Origin of the sequence: Rheinheimera tangshanensis, assembly GCF_014645135.1 — a bacterium.
GTDB lineage: Bacteria > Pseudomonadota > Gammaproteobacteria > Enterobacterales > Alteromonadaceae > Pararheinheimera > Pararheinheimera tangshanensis.
Map to the genome: position 1 here is coordinate 59816 of NZ_BMLH01000011.1, position 16724 is coordinate 76539.

Sequence of the window (16724 nt, forward strand, 5' to 3'; positions counted from 1 at the left end):
TATATACTTCCTTGTAGTTAATAAATTAATGAGGGAAAGAGGGATAAAATCATACTGTTTAGTACCGAATAAAATCAATTCCCAGATAATTTAATTTTACTTTTTTGTTTCTTATTTCTCTGTTTTTATTTTAGTTTTAGGCCGTTTTGTGTCTTTTTTACCTATCTATCACAATATTTTGTTTATCTTGCAGGTAAAGTTGTTTCTTAAGTTATAGCGCACTTAGACAAATCAGGGGATTGTTACACATCGACAGGCTGTACTTTCACCATTGAGCCAAAAGCCGGGCAATAGGGTGGTGCCGCTGACAATACCGTCGAGCAGACTGGCATTGTCGCTGCATAATAAATCAGTGGCTACTGGCCCTGCGTACATCAGTTGTTTATTTTGAAACAGTAGCAAGAGTGGCGCGGCTATCACCTCGAAGCCAAGCGCTTTTGCTTCTGTCAGTTCCAACATTTTGACAGCTAAATGTGGCTGACGTTGCTGCGTGCGTCGCAGATGATCTTTCGCAAAAGAACTGCAGCTGCAACGAGAGTCTGTGATCAACACAGCTTGCCATAGACGGTCGGGCTGCAACTGCTGATCCAATATGTTTTGCACTTGCGCTGGCAAAAGTGGTTGCTGTTGCCACAGACCCTGTTCATCAAACACGCCATAATGGCCTAAAAAAAACCAATAAAAAGCTGCAGCGCTGCCTGCAATCCAAACTGCCAGCAACACAACTGCAGCTTTTACTTTCTTGGTTGAACCTGATTGTTTCAACAGCTGAATCTGTTCGCTTCAAGCGCCAGTTGGTTGGCAACCTGTTCAATTTGAGCTGTACTTTGTTTTACTTTTTCGCAGCGCTGCATTTGTGCGGCGGCGCTATCATTCAGATACTGTGCACCCTGGGCCATCTCAGCACTGGCATGACGTTGTTGCTCTAAAGACCCCGCCATAATATCCGCAGAGCGAGCTACAGACTGCGCTTCACCTGTAATGGTATTGAGCAGTTCATCGCTGCGTTTTGCCAGACTGACGGTATGGTCAACCTGACTTAAACAATGCTGTACTGATTTCACTGAACTTTGGCTGGCTTCAGTTAAGGTTTGGATCATACGCTGAATTTGCTCTGTAGATTGCTGGGTTCTGCCAGCCAAAGTACGAACCTCATCCGCTACTACAGCAAAACCCCTGCCTTGTTCACCAGCCCGAGCTGCTTCAATAGCGGCATTTAATGCCAGCAGATTGGTTTGTTCAGCAATACTTTTAATGACCTCAAGTACAGAGGTGATCTCTTTGCTGGATAACGCCATGCTATCCACTTTTTGTCCGGCGTCCTGCAAAGTCACCGCCAAAGTCGAGATAGCCGCTATGGTTTGATCAACAGACTCTTTACCTGATACTGAACTAAGTTCAGCCTGTTTGGCTGCGCTCAACACTGCGGCTGCCAGTTCGCCAAGCGCCTGAATACTTTGTGCCATTTCTTCAGAGGCCGCGGCTATACGGTTCACCTGAGTGTTTTGCTGATGCATACCTGACACCAACTGCTGGCCATCGTCAGACAAATGCGCGCTTTCGCTGTGCAGTAATGAAACAGACTGGTTAATAGTGTGCACTGTGCGCTGGATGCCATCCAATGCCTGGTTAAACTGCTGAACCAGATGGGAGCGAATATCAGGACAGCGCACCGTCAAATTGATACGGGCGGGGTCAGCAACCAATTCTTTTGTTGTTTCTGAAAAGGCCAGTCCAACCATAGCCTCTTTATACGAATTCAAACTGATGATGATAAGTACAGCAGATTCCACAACCACATAAGCTGCATGGACCAGCACTATGCTGAGGGTAGCGTCTTCTGTCGGGACTAAATAAACGCTGCCATACTGAGTTTGCAGATAAGCGAAAAGTAAATGGTGCACAGCAATAGCGCCAGCTGCCACTGCAATAACCAACCAGTCACGAAAAGCGCTTAACACGGCGAGCAATACAAAGATACCAAAGTGCAGTTCAGTTACACCGTTGGACTGATGAATATGTAAAGCGCAAAACAGCATAAAAGATACACCAAAAGCAATACGAGACAGGCGGTGATCTCTTAAGGTTTTGTATAAGACAAAAGGTACGATCAAAGCGGGCAGGCCAATCAATAAAGCAGCGCCCCAGGTCTGGTGCCAACTGGCTAAAGCTAAAGCCAGCAACATCAGCACTAAATTGATGCTGTTCATGATTCGAAAGGCTTGTTGACGGAACGGATAGATATGCATAAAAACCTCATTTAGTCCGGCAACTTGAGTAGCCGGTCACTACTACAACTGTATCCTGCAACGGCCTGTTGATAATGATACGACACAACACTTGTATTAATTTAGCTGTTTGTATACGGCGATTTACTGCACTGGATCAATATCTGAGTTGAATCTAGTCCTTATTCAGACAAAGTGTAGTCCGTCTGAGTAGTTCGTCATCAAAAAATCATCTAGGCCAGACAGAATAGCTTCTTTTTGGAGGAACTATGGCCAACTTGAACAGACGAGATTTTCTTAAAAACACAGCCTTTTTAACCGGAGCAGCCTGGTTGAGTCACGCAGTATTGGGTTGTAGTAGTAGCGATCCTCAAGCGAAAAACAGTAGCTCTATTGAGTTTTTACACGGCGTGGCTTGTGGTGACCCTTTAACAGATAGTCTGATTTTATGGACTAAAGTGACTCCGGCGCAGCAACCGGACTTGGTGCAATTATTGCTGGAAGTGAGCGAGACAGCAGATTTTTCCGTGATAAAACACCAGCAGCTTTGTTTAGCCCGTAAGGAAGCTGATTACTGCTGCAAAGTGGATTTAACAGGTTTAAAGCCTGGACGCAGTTATTATTACCGTTTTAGTGACCGCAATACGGTATCTGCTACAGGCCATGGCAAAACTCTACCCAGTGGCTCCGTGTCAGAGGTTCGTTTTGCTGTCTTGTCTTGCTCCAATTATCCAGCCGGTTATTTCCATGTCTATCAACAGGTGGCGCAGCAACAGCTGGACGCTGTACTGCATTTAGGGGATTACATTTACGAATATGAGCAAGGTGGTTATGCCACAGAGCGCTCTGTTGAATTAGGCCGGGCTTTAGCTGCAGACAATCAAGCCGAGATGGTAAGCCTGCAGGATTATCGCAAACGTTACGCCTTGTACCGTAGCGATAAAGATTTACAGCAGGCTCATGCCAGCCATAGCTTTATTTGTGTCTGGGATGACCATGAGATTACCAACGACGCCTGGACAGATGGTGCCGAAAACCATCAGCCGAATGAAGGTGATTATCAGCTGCGTAAACTGAACGCGCTGCAGGCGTATTACGAGTGGATGCCAATACGGCCTCTGGTTTCTGGCAAACAGCTGTCTGGTCAGCAGCAAAGCTTAAGCCGCAGTTTTGCCTTTGGTGATCTCGTCGATTTGCATATGCTTGACACCCGTATTGAAGGACGCAACCTGCAACTGGACTACAAGCACTACACAGATGAAAAAACCGGTGCTTTTGATACCCAGCGTTTTATCACTGATTTAACCAATCCAAACCGTACTTTGCTTGGGCAAAAGCAACAGCAATGGTTGCAAACTCAGTTGATGCGCTCTAAAGCTCATTATCAGGTGCTGGGGCAGCAGGTGTTGATGGCGAAGATGATGTTTCCGTCTGAGCTGTTGTCAGCTTTTTCTAAACCAGGCCCGGAGTTAGTAGAAAAAATAGCTCAGTTAACCGCCTTAAAGCAGCGAGTTGCCAAAGGGGATAGCAGCCTGAGTGCAGAAGACAAAAAACGTATTGAGTCTGTTGTGGCCTATAACCTGGATGCCTGGGATGGCTATCCGTACGAGCGTGAGCTGGTTTATAAAACAGCGCAGCAGCAGAACAAGCAACTGGTGGTTTTGGCGGGGGATACCCATAACGCCTGGGCCTCTACTTTACATGATCAGCAAGGCAATAAAGTAGGGATAGAACTCGCCACACCTTCGGTCAGTTCGCCTGGTATTGAAACCTATCTGAAGCTGAACACCACACAAGTGGAGCAGTTAGCCAGCGTACTGCCAACGCTGATTGACGAGCTGGAGTATTGTAATTTACACCAGCGTGGTTATTTGCTGGTGGCCTTTAGCAAAGAGCAAATCGATGCGCAGTGGTTTTTTGTTGATGACATCACCAAAGCGCAGTATCAGACCAAAATGGGGTACCAGCAGAGCTACAAACTCTAGCCGTCAAAACTAAAAATGATAGCCAAAGTAATTGGAGTTGCAGGGAGGCGACAAGTCAGCTAGGCCCCAGGAGCATAGTTACCTATGTGACTGGGGCTAGATGATGCAGTCAACGAAGCTGCAGCTTCAAGTACGAAGGCTATAACGTCTGAAACTCAACAGTCCAACACATAACAAGCTGATGACAAGCAAAGGCCAGTCGTTCCATAGACTATATAAAGTGCGGCCCTGCACTAATGGTACTTCAGCTGTTAATACACCTTGTTCAAACTGAGGTAAACGCGCCTGTTCTTTGCCATCTGCTGTGACTGTGGCGGTAATGCCGTTATTGGTGGCACGCAGCAAAGGGCGGCCTAATTCCAAAGCACGCATCCGGGCTATTTCCAAATGCTGATGCGGGCCAATTGAATCTCCAAACCAGGCGTCGTTGCTAACGGTCAACAGAAAGTCAGTGTTGTCATCAAAGTTGGCAATCATCTGGCGTGGAAAGGCAATTTCAAAACATAAAGCCGCCAGCAGCGCATAGCCATTGGCTTGTAAATTAGGCTGCAGCCAGGCGCCACGACTAAATGAACTCATCGGCAAATTAAAAAATGGTGCCACATGTTTTAGTATGGACTGAAAGGGGACAAACTCGCCAATCGGTAACAAATGATGCTTTTGGTAGCGATTTTGGGTGCTGTATCTGTAATCACCGCCAGTGGCTTCTTTGCCTGATTTACCCAGCACTATCATGCCGTTATAAGCTTCACCGTTTTCTTTGTAATCCAGAATACCTGTCACTACGGCGGTATTATTTTCTGCCGCCAGCATATCCAGATTAAACAAATAAGCCAAAGCTAAGGGCTCTAATTGTGGAATTGCAGCTTCAGGCCAAATCATAATGTCGGCATTCAAGTGTGGGCGGCTCAGCTCCATATACTTGCGCATCGTAATGGCTTCTTGATCCGGATCCCAGCGTAAATCCTGCGCTATATTGCCTTGTACTAAGGCAACTTTGACGTGCTCGCCTGTCTCTTGCCAGCCTTTGATGGTGTCGAGTGCTGGGCTGACGATCAAGACAATAGCGGCTATTGCGGGCCAAACCCAAAGTTTAGATCGCACGGCAACAGCAACAGAGCCAGCTATGAACAAGATTAAAAAGCTGATACCGGTTTCGCCAAGCACTGGTGCCCAGGGCGCCATCCAGCCATCGGTCTGACTGTATCCTACAGACAACCAGGGGAAACCCGTTAAGAACCAGGAACGGATATTTTCAGTGATAAACCAGCTGGAGGCTAAGACCAGCGGAAACCAAAAGTTACCCCGAAAACGCCAGCTAAACCAGATGGCAAGGGCAGGGAATAGTGCCAGATAACCCACCAGCAGCGCCATAATAGCCAGGCTGGCAATCAGTGGCATACCACCAAAAGTAGCAATACTGACATGCACCCAGCTAATACCCACACCAAACCAGCCTAAGCCATAAGCATAACCAAACAGGGCCGCCTGTTTTGGGGTTTGCGCTTGCAGCAGAAGCCAGGCCAGCACAGACAAGGTCAGCAGCGGCAGCATATGGTAAGTAAAAGGAGCAAAAGCTAAGGTATTTAATGCACCCAGCCCTGCTAAAAGCAGGGCTGGAAACCAGCTGGTTTTCGACAACAGCAAAAGTTAGTCCTTCTGTAGCGTTGAAGTGTCAGCAGCGGTTTTGGCGCGGATCACCTGCAACTGCACCAGCCTTCTGTTATTGGCTTTGCTGACTTTAAAGGTCAGATTTTGCAGTTCTATGGTTTCGCCTTTTTCCGGCATATGACCAAAAGCATGCAGCACAATGCCACCTATAGTGCCGGCTTCTTCTTCATCGAAGGTGGTGCCGAAACTTTCGTTGAACTCATCGACAGGAGTTAAAGCGCTGACCTGATAGACATGGCTGGCCATTTTTTTGATATCGACATCTTCTTCACTGTCGTGTTCGTCTTCGATTTCACCGACAATTTGCTCGAGGATATCTTCAATAGTCACAAGACCTGACACGCCACCGTATTCATCCACCACTATGGCCATATGGTAACGTTTCTGGCGGAACTCTTTGAGTAAGGCATCCACTCTTTTACTTTCAGGAATAATGACAGCAGGGCGTAATAAGTCGCGAAGGCTCCATTCGGTGCTACCTTGCAACGCATGTTGCAGTAAATCTTTGACCAGCAAAATGCCTTCGATATGGTCTTTGTCTTCATTGACCACAGGATAACGGCTGTGGTTATTTTCCAACAGCAGCGGCATCATTTGTTCGAGACTTTGGTCAACATTGATGGTTGCCATCTGAGAGCGGGGCACCATGATGTCACGGGCGCGCATTTTGGATACATCCAAAACCCCCTGCAACATACTTTGAGTGTCGTTATCAATCAGCTTGCGCATCGCCGCTTCATTGATCACTTCAACCAGATCAGATAAATCCTGTGGTTCTGCAGTAAAAATCGCTGCTATCCTATCCAGCCACGATTTTGCGGCAGAACCCCGACTAGAGTGGGAATGGTCGTCACCCATGAGTGAACTTAAGCTCCAAATAAAACAAAAGAAAATACCCAAAGTCATGTGAGTTGCAGCCAGACATCAATGTCAGTACTGCTGCTTCAGGTACGCAAAGAATTAAAATACCAGTTAATCTTCTAAAATATAAGGGTTCTTTATGCCCAATTGCTGCAAAATCAGAATTTCTTCTGCTTCCATTTCTTCAGCATCTGCGTCATTTATATGGTCAAAGCCCAATAAATGCAAGCTACCGTGCACCACCATATGAGCCCAGTGATGATCGAGTTCTTTGCCTTGCTCAGCAGCTTCTGCGGCGACCACCTGAGCGCAAATGACTAAGTCACCTAACAAGGGCAATTCTTCCACACCAGGCGGCAGCTCAAAAGGGAAACTCAGTACGTTGGTTGGTTTATCTTTTTCACGGTAATCAAAATTTAATTGCTGACTTTCTGCTTCATCGACAATCCGTACTGTGACTTCAGCGACATCCTGAAATGGCAGAATAGCGGCTTCCAGCCAGTGCTGAAATTGGGCTTCTGTCGGCAGGTTTGGTGCTTCGCTGGCCAGCTGTAAATCCAGGGTAATGCTCATAATTTAGTCTTTACTCGTGTTGGCTGAGTCCAGCGCAGCTTGTTTTGCCGCCTGCAGCTCTTGTTGTTTTTTCTCTTCAAAAGCTTCGTACGCCATAACAATTTTTTGCACCACAGGATGGCGAACCACATCTTTGGCTTTAAAGAAGTTAAAACTAAGCTCCGGTACAGCAGATAACACATCCATCGCATGTTTTAAGCCGGAGTATTGGCCTCGCGGTAAATCGACCTGAGTGATATCGCCTGTGATCACGGCTTTGGCGTTAAAACCAATACGGGTCAGGAACATCTTCATTTGTTCTACTGTGGTGTTCTGGCTTTCATCCAGAATAATAAACGCATCGCTTAACGTACGGCCACGCATATAAGCCAGAGGCGCAATTTCAATCACACCACGCTCTAAGTACTTTTCGACTTTCTCAAAACCTAACATTTCAAATAAAGCGTCGTACAAAGGCCGTAAATAAGGATCGACTTTCTGGGCTAAATCACCGGGTAAAAAGCCCAGCTTTTCACCGGCCTCCACCGCTGGGCGGGTCAGCACTATACGGCGCACTTCACCCTTTTCCAGCGCATCAACAGCACAAGCAACAGCTAAATAGGTTTTGCCTGTACCGGCAGGACCAATACCAAAGGTCACGTCGTGACGCTGAATATTGCGCACATAAGCGTTTTGATTGGCGTTACGGCCTTTGACCGCGCCTTTTTTGGTTTTGATGCTGACCAGTTCTTCGTCAAACTGCTGCTCTGTTGGTTCCTGCTGCTGTTGCTGGATCACCAGATGCACTTGCTCCGGACTTAAAGGCACAGCTTTGCCCTGGGCATTGACGGTTTCGCCATACAGAGTTTCGATAATGTGTTTGACTTGCTCTAGCTGGTCAGTGAGACCCACCAAACGCAACTGGTTATCGCGGTAGGACACCTGCACACGGTAACGGCGTTCAATCTGACGTAAGTTATCGTCAAAAGGGCCCCATAAAAAAGCCAGACGCTGAGGTTCAAAAGGGGAGAGAGAAAATTCTAAACTGGTGATGGGGTTATCCAATGCTCAATCTCTTTGTTTAGCCTTCGTACTAGACGCCGCAGCTTTGTTGACTTCGAACGCCAGTCCAGGTCACATAGTGAACTATGCTCCCTGGGACTGCCGTCTTTGTCGTCGCGCTGCAACGCCAATTACTTTGGCTGGCATATTTAGGATCTGAAACTAAGGAGTAAAAGTCGCCACTCCCAATTCGTCTGTTTTTGCCGCTTTCGCTGCCATAATTTGTTGAGGCGATACGTCACGACGTAAATCCATGTCTTTTTCAGTACGGATCACTTTACCTTTTAATGAGTTGGTAAAGACATCTGTGACTAACACATCAACAAACTGACCAATCATATCCGGCGAGCCTTCAAAGTTCACCACGCGGTTATTTTCGGTGCGGCCAGTCAGCTCCATAATGTCTTTTTTCGACGGGCCTTCCACCAGAATACGTTGTTCAGTGCCGAGCATAGCACGGGCAATTTGTAATGACTGCTGGTTTATACGGTCCTGCAGTATATACAGACGTTGTTTTTTCTCTTCTTCCGACACATCGTCCGGTAAATCGGCCGCTGGAGTACCAGGGCGCGCGCTGTAGACAAAGCTGAAACTCATATCAAAGTTGATCGCTTTGATTAAATCCATAGTGGCTTCGAAGTCTTCTGCGGTTTCGCCGGGGAAGCCGATAATAAAGTCAGACGACATACATAAATTTGGCCGTACTTTTTTCAGGGCACGAATTTTTGATTTGTACTCAATGGCGGTGTGGTTACGTTTCATCAGCGCTAGAATACGGTCTGAACCCGATTGCACAGGTAAATGCAGGTGATCGACCAGCTCAGGCACGTCGCGGTACACTTCGATAATATCGTCAGTAAATTCAACAGGGTGCGATGTGGTGTAACGAATACGGTCAATACCGTCTATGGCTGCTACTAAACGCAGTAACTCGGAGAAATGGCAAATACCACCATCAAAAGTTGCACCACGGTAAGCGTTGACGTTCTGACCTAACAGGTTCACTTCACGTACACCTTGTTCTGCCAGCTGGGCAATTTCCAGTAAGACATCATCCAGCGGACGGCTGACTTCCTCACCCCGGGTGTAAGGCACCACACAGAAAGTACAGTACTTAGAACAGCCTTCCATAATAGACACGAAAGCTGTTGGGCCATCGGCTTTAGGTTCTGGCAGGCGGTCGAACTTCTCGATTTCCGGGAAGGACACATCCACCACAGGCGATTTATCGCCGCGCACAGCATTAATCATTTCCGGCAGACGGTGCAGCGTTTGTGGCCCAAAGACGATATCGACATAAGGGGCGCGATCGCGGATGGCCTTGCCTTCCTGCGAAGCGACACAACCACCGACGGCAATAATCAAATCCGGGTTTTTCTTTTTCAGCGGACGCCAGCGACCTAACTGATGGAATACCTTCTCCTGAGCCTTCTCACGAATAGAGCAGGTATTTAGCAGGATCACGTCTGCTTCTTCTGCTTCTTCAGTCAGTGTGTAGCCATGAGTTGCATCCAGCAGGTCCGCCATTTTGGATGAATCGTATTCGTTCATCTGGCAGCCCCAGGTCTTAATGTGCAGCTTTTTGCCCATTTGTGTTCTAGCCCGTAAAAAGTTAACGCCAAGAAAAAGGACGCGCATTTTATCCTAGTAGGGCCTGAAGTGCCAGCAGTGGATACAGGCCGTGATAATCAGATAATTTGCAGTGACTTTTACCAGCCGCTGCTCTGATAATATCCACAGATAAACAACAGCTCAGAGGATAATGATGGAAAGCTTGGGTGTAATTCAGTTTTGGACCTTTTTGGCTGGTGTGGTGGTGATAATCCTGATGCCAGGCCCTAACAGCCTGTTCGTGCTGAAAACCAGTATAGTGCAAGGGCCAAAACACGCCTGGTGTGCGCTTTGTGCTGTGCTATTGGGGGATGCAACTCTGATTTTGTTGTCCTACCTTGGCCTGGCTTCTGTGCTGTTAGCATCACCTGAGTTATTCCGCTGGATACGTTATTTAGGTGCCGCCTATTTGCTGTTTATCGGTGTACAAATTTTATTAAGTTTGCGTCAATCTAAAGTAAGCGAAGGTACCGAGGGGCCTGTGGTTGTCGCCGCAGCCAGCTGCGCTTCAGTATTCCGTAAGTCCTTGTTATTAAGTCTGACTAACCCAAAAGCTATTTTGTTTTTCCTGTCATTTTTTATCCAGTTTATCGACTCCGGTTTCACCCCCAGCTGGGTGCCTTATCTGGCGCTGGCGGTGGTGCTGGAAATCATCAGCCTGCTCTACCTGACCACTTTAGTTTACGCAGGAGCCGCCATAGCCAGCTTCTTCAAAGGCCAGCCCAAAGCAGGGCAAGCAGGCAATCTGTTATTAGGTCTGTTATTTACCGGCTTTGCGGTGAGATTGGCTTTGGCTTAAAGGCTTTTGACAATTCCTCTTGTGACTAAAAAATCTTTACAACAACCTAAGGTGCATCCGAGCGGGGGATATTCAGAGTTCTGTTGCTGTAGCTTCTTTCAGAGCTAAAAACAAAAATCCCTCAGCCGAAGGACAAAAAAGCTGAGGGAAAGGTTGGTAACTTTTCACTTACCAGGGAGTCGTTACAATAGGTCTAAGCCCGTCCTCTGGTCGCAGTCGCAGGCGAAATTTTCGAAGCTATTAAAGCAGGATAACTAACCGCTAACTGACCAACAATCAGCAAGGCCACAACACCTATCACCAGCAACACAGGGCTTAACGGGCTCATCTCAAAAGTCGCCACCAGCCAGATGTTTAAGCCTATTGCTCCTGCTGCACCTAAGATCACACCAGCAAAGCTTATCAGCAGGTTTTCCAGCATAAAGTAGCGCATCACTTGCCATTGGCTGGCGCCTAAAGCACGGCGGGTGCCAATTTGGCGGGTGCGTCTATTGATACTGAACATCGCCAGACCGACAATGCCAAAGCCTGTGATCAGCGTCAGCACAATAATCACCGTCAGCAGAATGGTATTGGTGGCCTGATGTTCCTGATAACTTTCGTCACGGGTTTGTTCCATGCTGTTGACATTACGGATAATGCGGCCTCTGTCACTTTCAGCCAGCATTTTTTCAATCACTGGCATTAACTCGTCACGACGGCCCGGTTCGGTGCGGATAAAAAAGCGGCTGCCTTTGCTGTCCAGTTGTTGCGGCACCAGCATGCTGCGTTCTACACCATTCCAGCCGTTCCATGGCGCCTGCAGGGCTTTGATAATACCTATCACCTGTACTGGCTGATGGTTGTCGATATAAACAGTTTTACCTAAAGCATTTTTCCAGTCGCCTTCAAACATGGTTTCTGCCAGCGCTTTGCTGATAATGGCTTTAGGTGGCCATTTGGTGCTGCCTTCTTCGCGCCAGCCTATATCTGAGTTTTGGAAATTCTCGCCGGCAATCAGCTCCAGCCCCATGGAATTAATGCCATGTTCGTCCACCATATAAACCGCTGTGCCTGTGCCTTCAATATCGTCACCGGCTTTGGTTTGCAGGCTCATCGACCAGCCACCGCCACTTAAAGGTATCGCATTGATTTGAGTGGCATCCACCACACCGGGAGTCTGGCGGATACGCTGCAAATCCTGTTGCAGCGCGGTTTTCAGATTGTAGTTTTGCGCAAACACAGTGTTGCTCAGATAAAAGGTATTGGCTTCATCCAAACCGCTGGCTCTGGCCATTTGCTGACTGCGTTCCTGCATCATAAAAATGGCGTTGACCATAATGGTCAGGGTCAGCGCGATTTGCAGAGCTATCAGCAAAGCACCAATTTTATTGCGCATTAAAGCGCGGAACATAGGGCCAAGTTCTAATTGGGTTAGTAAAGTGGACATGGCAAACTCCTTATTGGCTTTTCAGCTGAACGGACGGCTGCACCTGACAGGCGCGCCAGGTGGGATATAAACCGGCTAATAAAGCACTGACAATAGCCAGACCTATCGCCATAGCCACTAAGGTGAAATCCAGCTGAGCTAAATCGCGGATCCAGTCGCCATACATCACTTTGATGGCTTCAAGCCCCAAAATAGCCAGCACTAAACCCAATAAACCACCGGCCAAGCCTATACAACCTGATTCAATTAAATGCTGAATAAACAAATCGTTACGGCTGGCGCCTAAGGCCTGGCGTACGCCAATCTCACTGGCTTTACCTAAAAACTTCGCCAGCAACAAACCGACTGTGTTCAGTAAACACACCAACAAAAACATCAAAGACATCGCCATCATCATGCTGGCGTCGTCTGACACTACTTCGGCGTATTCCAGCCACTGCATCACATCCCGCAATTTATTATTGTCAGTGCGGGCAAAGCGGCCGTATTGATTTTGTTCTTTGGCGTAGGCATTCATAAAGCTGAAGTAGGCTTCTTTATCCTGGGCTGTGGGTAATTCCACCCACAATTGCACCCAGATACACTCCGAGTCTAAAAAGGCCTGAAAGCCTGATTCCGTAGGTTTCCAGCAGTTGGTGTTGCCTGAGCGGTCAAATTTTTGTTCGGTGATTAAGCTAAAAGGCACAAAAACTTCTTCCACGTCGTTAAAAGAGCCTGTACTGATATCGTAAAATCGTGGTTTAGGGTTCCATCTGTCCATCACACCGGTAATTTTGTAGTCTTCACCGGCCATACGCACTGTCTGGCCTGTCGAGTCTTTGCCGCCAAACAAACGTTCATTCAGTTCGGCGTTAATCACTATCACCCGTTCTTTTTTTAAATCAGCCTGATGGTCCCAGCCACTGCCATATAAAAAGGGCACATCAAACATAGGGAAAAAATCAGCACTGTTGGCGCGGCCCTGTACCATAAAAGGCAAGACTTCTTTATCAGCCGGTTCAATCACCGCCGCCATACCACTTTGAATAGTCTGGCGTTTGGCCTTTTGTGCCTGCCATAAGTAGGTGGCGTCGCGATAGGTTAATTGGGTGGGGGCATCGCCATCGTCGCTGTAGGGATCGTTCGGCTGCCAGCTGTCCATTTGCACAAAAAACAACTGCTCACTTTTTTGTGGAATAGGGTTGGCCGACATCAGGTAATTCACGGTAATGGTAGTCATGGACGCACCAATACCTAAACCTATGGCGCAGACCATCAACAGTGTCATGCCCCAGGTGCGTTTGCAGCTTAAATACGCCAGCTTCAGATAATAGGAAAACATAGCAGCTCCTTAAGCTTCGCCAACCAGATGCAGGTTCGAGTTTTGGTTGGTCAGCTCGCTGACATGACCGTCTTTGATATAAATTTGACGTTTAGCGCGGGCGGCCAGGCTTGGGTCATGCGTCACCATTAAAATAGTGGTGCCGGCTTTATTGATGTCTTCCAAAAGGCTCATCACACTTTGTGCCATCTGGCTGTCGAGGTTACCTGTAGGTTCATCCGCTAATAGAAAGCGTGGTGAGGTGGCTAAAGCCCGGGCTATAGCGACACGTTGCTGCTGACCACCAGACAGCTGGCTTGGCAGGTGCTTCATTCGGGAGGCTAAACCGACCTGATCCAGATGGTATTCAATACGTTTTTTGCGCTCGCTGGCATTTAAACCACGGTAACGTAATGGCACATCGACATTGTCGAACAGGTTTAAATCCGGAATAAGGTTAAAGCTTTGGAAAATAAAACCTATTTTCTGATTGCGCATCCGTGAGCGGCCGCTGTCGTTGAGCTTGGCGATGTCTTCACCATCCAACAGGTATTCGCCGCTGCTGCTGGTTTCAAGTAAACCGGCAATATTTAAAAAGGTGGTTTTGCCTGAGCCTGATGGGCCAGTCACACTGACAAAGTCGCCTTCGTTAACATGCAGCTGAATATCGCGCAGCGCATGAGTGGCCACATCGTCCGTGATAAAAGATTTACTGATTTTATTCATAGTTAGCATAAGTAATTCCCTAGCCGAATGGCCATTATTGGTTCAGTTGTACTGTGCTGGCGCCGTTAAAAATATCGGTGCCGGAGGTGATGATTTGATCGCCCGGTTGTAAACCGGCCAGAATTTCGACTGAGTTCAGACTGCGGGCACCCAGTTCAATTGGTGTTTTAATGGCCATGCCATTGCTGACTTTGTAAGCAAATTTGCCATTGCTGCTGTCAAGGAATTGACCTCGGGCCACCTGCATCACGCCTTCGCGGTGTTCCAGTAAAATACGGCTGCTTAAGCGTTGGTTTTGACGCAGGGCTGGCGGTGCCTCTTTCGTAAAACGCACCCGGCCTTTGACCTGGTTTTCAAACACTTCAGGAGAGATAGTCACCAGTTTGCCCATATACAGCTTCTGCTCAGCGGTAATTTCTACCGGCAGGCCAATAATTAAATCGTTGGCATAACTTTCTGGGACTGCAATTTCCACTTCAAACTGGCTTAAATCCACCACAGATAAAATCAGCTGGTTTTTGGTGATATAGCTTTTGTTTTCTACCGCCAGATTACCCAGTAAGCCATTGACCGGAGAGCGTACCTGCAGGCCATTGACTTGACGCTGGAAGTCTTCCACCAGTAAACGCTGACGATCGAGCTGCTGGGCTAAGCTTTGCACTTCAAAATCGAGGTTCTCTTTATTCAGGCGGGCATCTTCAACGGCGTGTTGATGCTGCACTTTGGCAGTTTCTAAATCGTCTTGTGCTTTTTCCAGTTCTAATTTGCTGATCACACCTTTTTCAAAACCCTGATCGGCGCGGCGTTTTTCTCTGTCTGCTGTAGTAAGCGTCATCAGCGCTATATCCACGGCTTTTTTGTCGGTTAATTGCTGCTTTTTCGCTAAGATTTTTTGCCGGTCATGGCTGGTTTGTAAGCTGTAAAAAGTGGCTTGCTCTTGTTGTAATCTGTTGTTCAGTTCAGGGCTGTCGATAATGGCCAGCACATCCCCTTGTTTGACTTCATTACCAGCATCGAGCAATAAGCTGATGGTGCCTTCGGCTGTGGCATAAAGTTTTGGGCTGACCGCCGCCACCACCTGGCCCTGAGCGGAGATATCGCGGGTAAAATCTGCGGTTCTGACTGTATCCAGCCGTACGCGCGATAAAGAAACCGACATATCCGATTGTGACCAGCTACGAGCTGCCGGAATAATTTGCCATAACAGCAACACCAGAAGCAGGCTGGTTGAGCCTGCGACCCAGATTTTTTTATTGGTTTTTTTTGGTGCCAGCCGCTCATCCTGGCTGCTGGTATCGGCTATTTTCATGGTGTTTCCTGCACTCTGTGTGTTTGGTGAAGCATTAAAAAATGCTGTGATTACCAATGAGTCGGAACAAGCAGAAAAAAGGTTTGAATGGAATAAAAATAAATTTTTCGGAATAAAAACCGGACTGTTGATTGTTAAGGCGTAGGGGCGACCTTTATGGTCGCCCGTCTATGTGGGCAAGTTAAAATGCAGGGGCGAAAGTATGAAGTCAACAAAGCTGCAGCTTCAAGTACGAAGGGCAATTACCATAAGCGTTGTCTGGTGCTGACATAACCTGCATAAAAAATGATAGCTACACCGGCAAACCAGCTCATAGTCACAGGTTCAGACCAGAATAAATAACCAAAAAGGCCGGCAAAAATCACCGAACTATAAGTCCAGATGCCAATATCAGAGGCTGGTGCTAAAGCATAAGCTTTGGTCATCGCCATTTGGCCTATGGCGGCTAATACCCCCATAAAGCCAAAAGCCCACCAGGCTACAGCAGGTAGTTCCTGCCAGTAAAAAGGTACAGGTACAAAAGAAATAATGGCGGTCAGCAACGAAAAGTAGAACACGATACGGGCTGCAGGCTCAGTGTCCGACATATAACGTATGGTGGTTTTCGTCACCGCTACTAATACGGCCGACAACAGGGCTATTAAAAACAAATAAAAAGCACCGCCGCCGCTAGCGATAGGTAAGGCCAACAATACTCCACCAAAGCCCAGCGCTATGCTAAATAAGGTCAGGCGGCTGGCGGTTTCTTTTAGCCAGAATTTGGCGATCAGCGGCACTATAAAAGGCGACATCAACAGCACCACCATAGCCTGCGCCAAAGGTAACTGGCTGATCACATAAAAGAAGCAGTACATCGAAATAATGCCGGTCACAGAGCGGCTTAAATGCAGATACCAGCGTTTGGTATAAAGCAGTTGTTTGCCTTGCAGCCACAGCCAGGGCAGCATCACCAGCAAAGCAAAAAAGTTTCGGAAAAATACCACCTGGGCATGACTGGCGCTGTCGCTGGTTAGTTTAACCAAAGCCCCTATACCGGCAAAACAAGCTTCAGCCAGTAACAGCAATAAGGCGCCTTTAAGCAAATTGGGTTGCATTGGAAATCACATCCATCGAAGAGGCGCGCAGTATAGCAGAGTACAAAATGTAGGGGCGACCTTTATGGCCGCCCGTCTGTCCGTTTCATCGACTTGG

General features: G+C 47.5%; 14 protein-coding genes. 2 read left to right on the forward strand and 12 right to left on the reverse strand.

The genetic code is table 11. The features are described from left to right. Positions 1–231: 231 nt before the first annotated feature. Positions 232–765 carry a DUF6436 domain-containing protein gene (locus tag IEW88_RS16690; RefSeq protein WP_147905157.1) on the reverse strand — a complete coding sequence of 178 codons (534 nt, stop codon included), beginning with the start codon at positions 763–765 and terminating at the stop codon, positions 232–234. Beyond that, positions 762–2249, reverse strand: a complete 1488-nt coding sequence (locus IEW88_RS16695; protein ID WP_147905156.1) for a methyl-accepting chemotaxis protein — start codon at positions 2247–2249, stop codon at positions 762–764. The genes IEW88_RS16690 and IEW88_RS16695 overlap by 4 nt, the downstream gene beginning before the upstream one ends. A gap of 248 nt (positions 2250–2497) precedes the next feature. Here IEW88_RS16695 and IEW88_RS16700 point away from each other — a divergent pair, with 248 nt between their 5' ends. Continuing rightward, positions 2498–4213, forward strand: a complete 1716-nt coding sequence (locus tag IEW88_RS16700; protein ID WP_147905155.1) for an alkaline phosphatase D family protein — start codon at positions 2498–2500, stop codon at positions 4211–4213. 126 nt (positions 4214–4339) lie between these two features. Here the strand turns inward: IEW88_RS16700 and lnt are convergent, their stop codons facing one another. From lnt to miaB, 5 genes are all read right to left on the reverse strand, one after another. After that, the gene (gene lnt, locus IEW88_RS16705) at positions 4340–5860 is read right to left on the reverse strand and encodes an apolipoprotein N-acyltransferase (protein WP_147905154.1); all 1521 of its coding nucleotides are present in this window, start codon (positions 5858–5860) and stop codon (positions 4340–4342) included. 3 nt (positions 5861–5863) lie between these two features. Then, positions 5864–6742, reverse strand: coding sequence for a CorC family transporter (locus IEW88_RS16710; RefSeq protein ID WP_053422750.1), 879 nt, complete (start codon positions 6740–6742; stop codon positions 5864–5866). 114 nt (positions 6743–6856) lie between these two features. Then, positions 6857–7318, reverse strand: coding sequence for an rRNA maturation RNase YbeY (gene ybeY, locus IEW88_RS16715; RefSeq protein WP_147905153.1), 462 nt, complete (start codon positions 7316–7318; stop codon positions 6857–6859). 3 nt (positions 7319–7321) lie between these two features. Next, positions 7322–8362: a PhoH family protein gene (locus tag IEW88_RS16720; RefSeq protein ID WP_147905152.1), complete on the reverse strand. Its 1041-nt coding sequence runs from the start codon at positions 8360–8362 to the stop codon at positions 7322–7324. Positions 8363–8521: 159 nt separating this feature from the next. Beyond that, positions 8522–9949, reverse strand: coding sequence for a tRNA (N6-isopentenyl adenosine(37)-C2)-methylthiotransferase MiaB (gene miaB / locus IEW88_RS16725; protein ID WP_147905151.1), 1428 nt, complete (start codon positions 9947–9949; stop codon positions 8522–8524). Positions 9950–10121: 172 nt separating this feature from the next. Between miaB and leuE the strand changes: the two genes are divergently transcribed. After that, complete coding sequence (leuE, locus tag IEW88_RS16730; protein WP_185148643.1) at positions 10122–10769, forward strand: leucine efflux protein LeuE; 648 nt, start codon at positions 10122–10124, stop codon at positions 10767–10769. Between the two features lie 193 nt (positions 10770–10962). On the opposite strand, the gene IEW88_RS16735 is transcribed toward leuE, so the two are convergent. The 5 genes from IEW88_RS16735 to IEW88_RS16755 all read right to left on the reverse strand — a co-directional run bounded on the left by IEW88_RS16735 (position 10963) and on the right by IEW88_RS16755 (position 16627). Continuing rightward, positions 10963–12198: an ABC transporter permease gene (locus IEW88_RS16735; protein ID WP_147905150.1), complete on the reverse strand. Its 1236-nt coding sequence runs from the start codon at positions 12196–12198 to the stop codon at positions 10963–10965. 10 nt (positions 12199–12208) lie between these two features. Further along, positions 12209–13519 carry an ABC transporter permease gene (locus IEW88_RS16740; RefSeq protein WP_147905149.1) on the reverse strand — a complete coding sequence of 437 codons (1311 nt, stop codon included), beginning with the start codon at positions 13517–13519 and terminating at the stop codon, positions 12209–12211. 9 nt (positions 13520–13528) lie between these two features. Continuing rightward, positions 13529–14233 carry an ABC transporter ATP-binding protein gene (locus IEW88_RS16745; protein WP_147905148.1) on the reverse strand — a complete coding sequence of 235 codons (705 nt, stop codon included), beginning with the start codon at positions 14231–14233 and terminating at the stop codon, positions 13529–13531. Between the two features lie 25 nt (positions 14234–14258). Next, a complete protein-coding gene (locus IEW88_RS16750; RefSeq protein WP_147905147.1) occupies positions 14259–15533 on the reverse strand; it encodes an efflux RND transporter periplasmic adaptor subunit in 1275 nt (424 codons plus the stop codon). Positions 15534–15775: 242 nt separating this feature from the next. Beyond that, positions 15776–16627, reverse strand: coding sequence for a DMT family transporter (locus IEW88_RS16755; RefSeq protein ID WP_147905146.1), 852 nt, complete (start codon positions 16625–16627; stop codon positions 15776–15778). Between the last annotated feature and the right edge of the window lie 97 nt (positions 16628–16724).

Bases quoted from the DNA above. Each gene is read 5' to 3' on its own strand.
- IEW88_RS16695 (WP_147905156.1), bottom strand. From the start codon at position 2,249: ATGCATATCTATCCGTTCCGTCAACAAGCCTTTCGAATCATGAACAGC.
- IEW88_RS16700 (WP_147905155.1), top strand. From the start codon at position 2,498: ATGGCCAACTTGAACAGACGAGATTTTCTTAAAAACACAGCCTTTTTA.
- IEW88_RS16710 (WP_053422750.1), bottom strand. From the start codon at position 6,742: ATGGGTGACGACCATTCCCACTCTAGTCGGGGTTCTGCCGCAAAATCG.
- ybeY (WP_147905153.1), bottom strand. From the start codon at position 7,318: ATGAGCATTACCCTGGATTTACAGCTGGCCAGCGAAGCACCAAACCTG.
- miaB (WP_147905151.1), bottom strand. From the start codon at position 9,949: ATGGGCAAAAAGCTGCACATTAAGACCTGGGGCTGCCAGATGAACGAA.
- leuE (WP_185148643.1), top strand. From the start codon at position 10,122: ATGATGGAAAGCTTGGGTGTAATTCAGTTTTGGACCTTTTTGGCTGGT.
- IEW88_RS16735 (WP_147905150.1), bottom strand. From the start codon at position 12,198: ATGTCCACTTTACTAACCCAATTAGAACTTGGCCCTATGTTCCGCGCT.
- IEW88_RS16740 (WP_147905149.1), bottom strand. From the start codon at position 13,519: ATGTTTTCCTATTATCTGAAGCTGGCGTATTTAAGCTGCAAACGCACC.
- IEW88_RS16745 (WP_147905148.1), bottom strand. From the start codon at position 14,233: ATGCTAACTATGAATAAAATCAGTAAATCTTTTATCACGGACGATGTG.
- IEW88_RS16750 (WP_147905147.1), bottom strand. From the start codon at position 15,533: ATGAAAATAGCCGATACCAGCAGCCAGGATGAGCGGCTGGCACCAAAA.
- IEW88_RS16755 (WP_147905146.1), bottom strand. From the start codon at position 16,627: ATGCAACCCAATTTGCTTAAAGGCGCCTTATTGCTGTTACTGGCTGAA.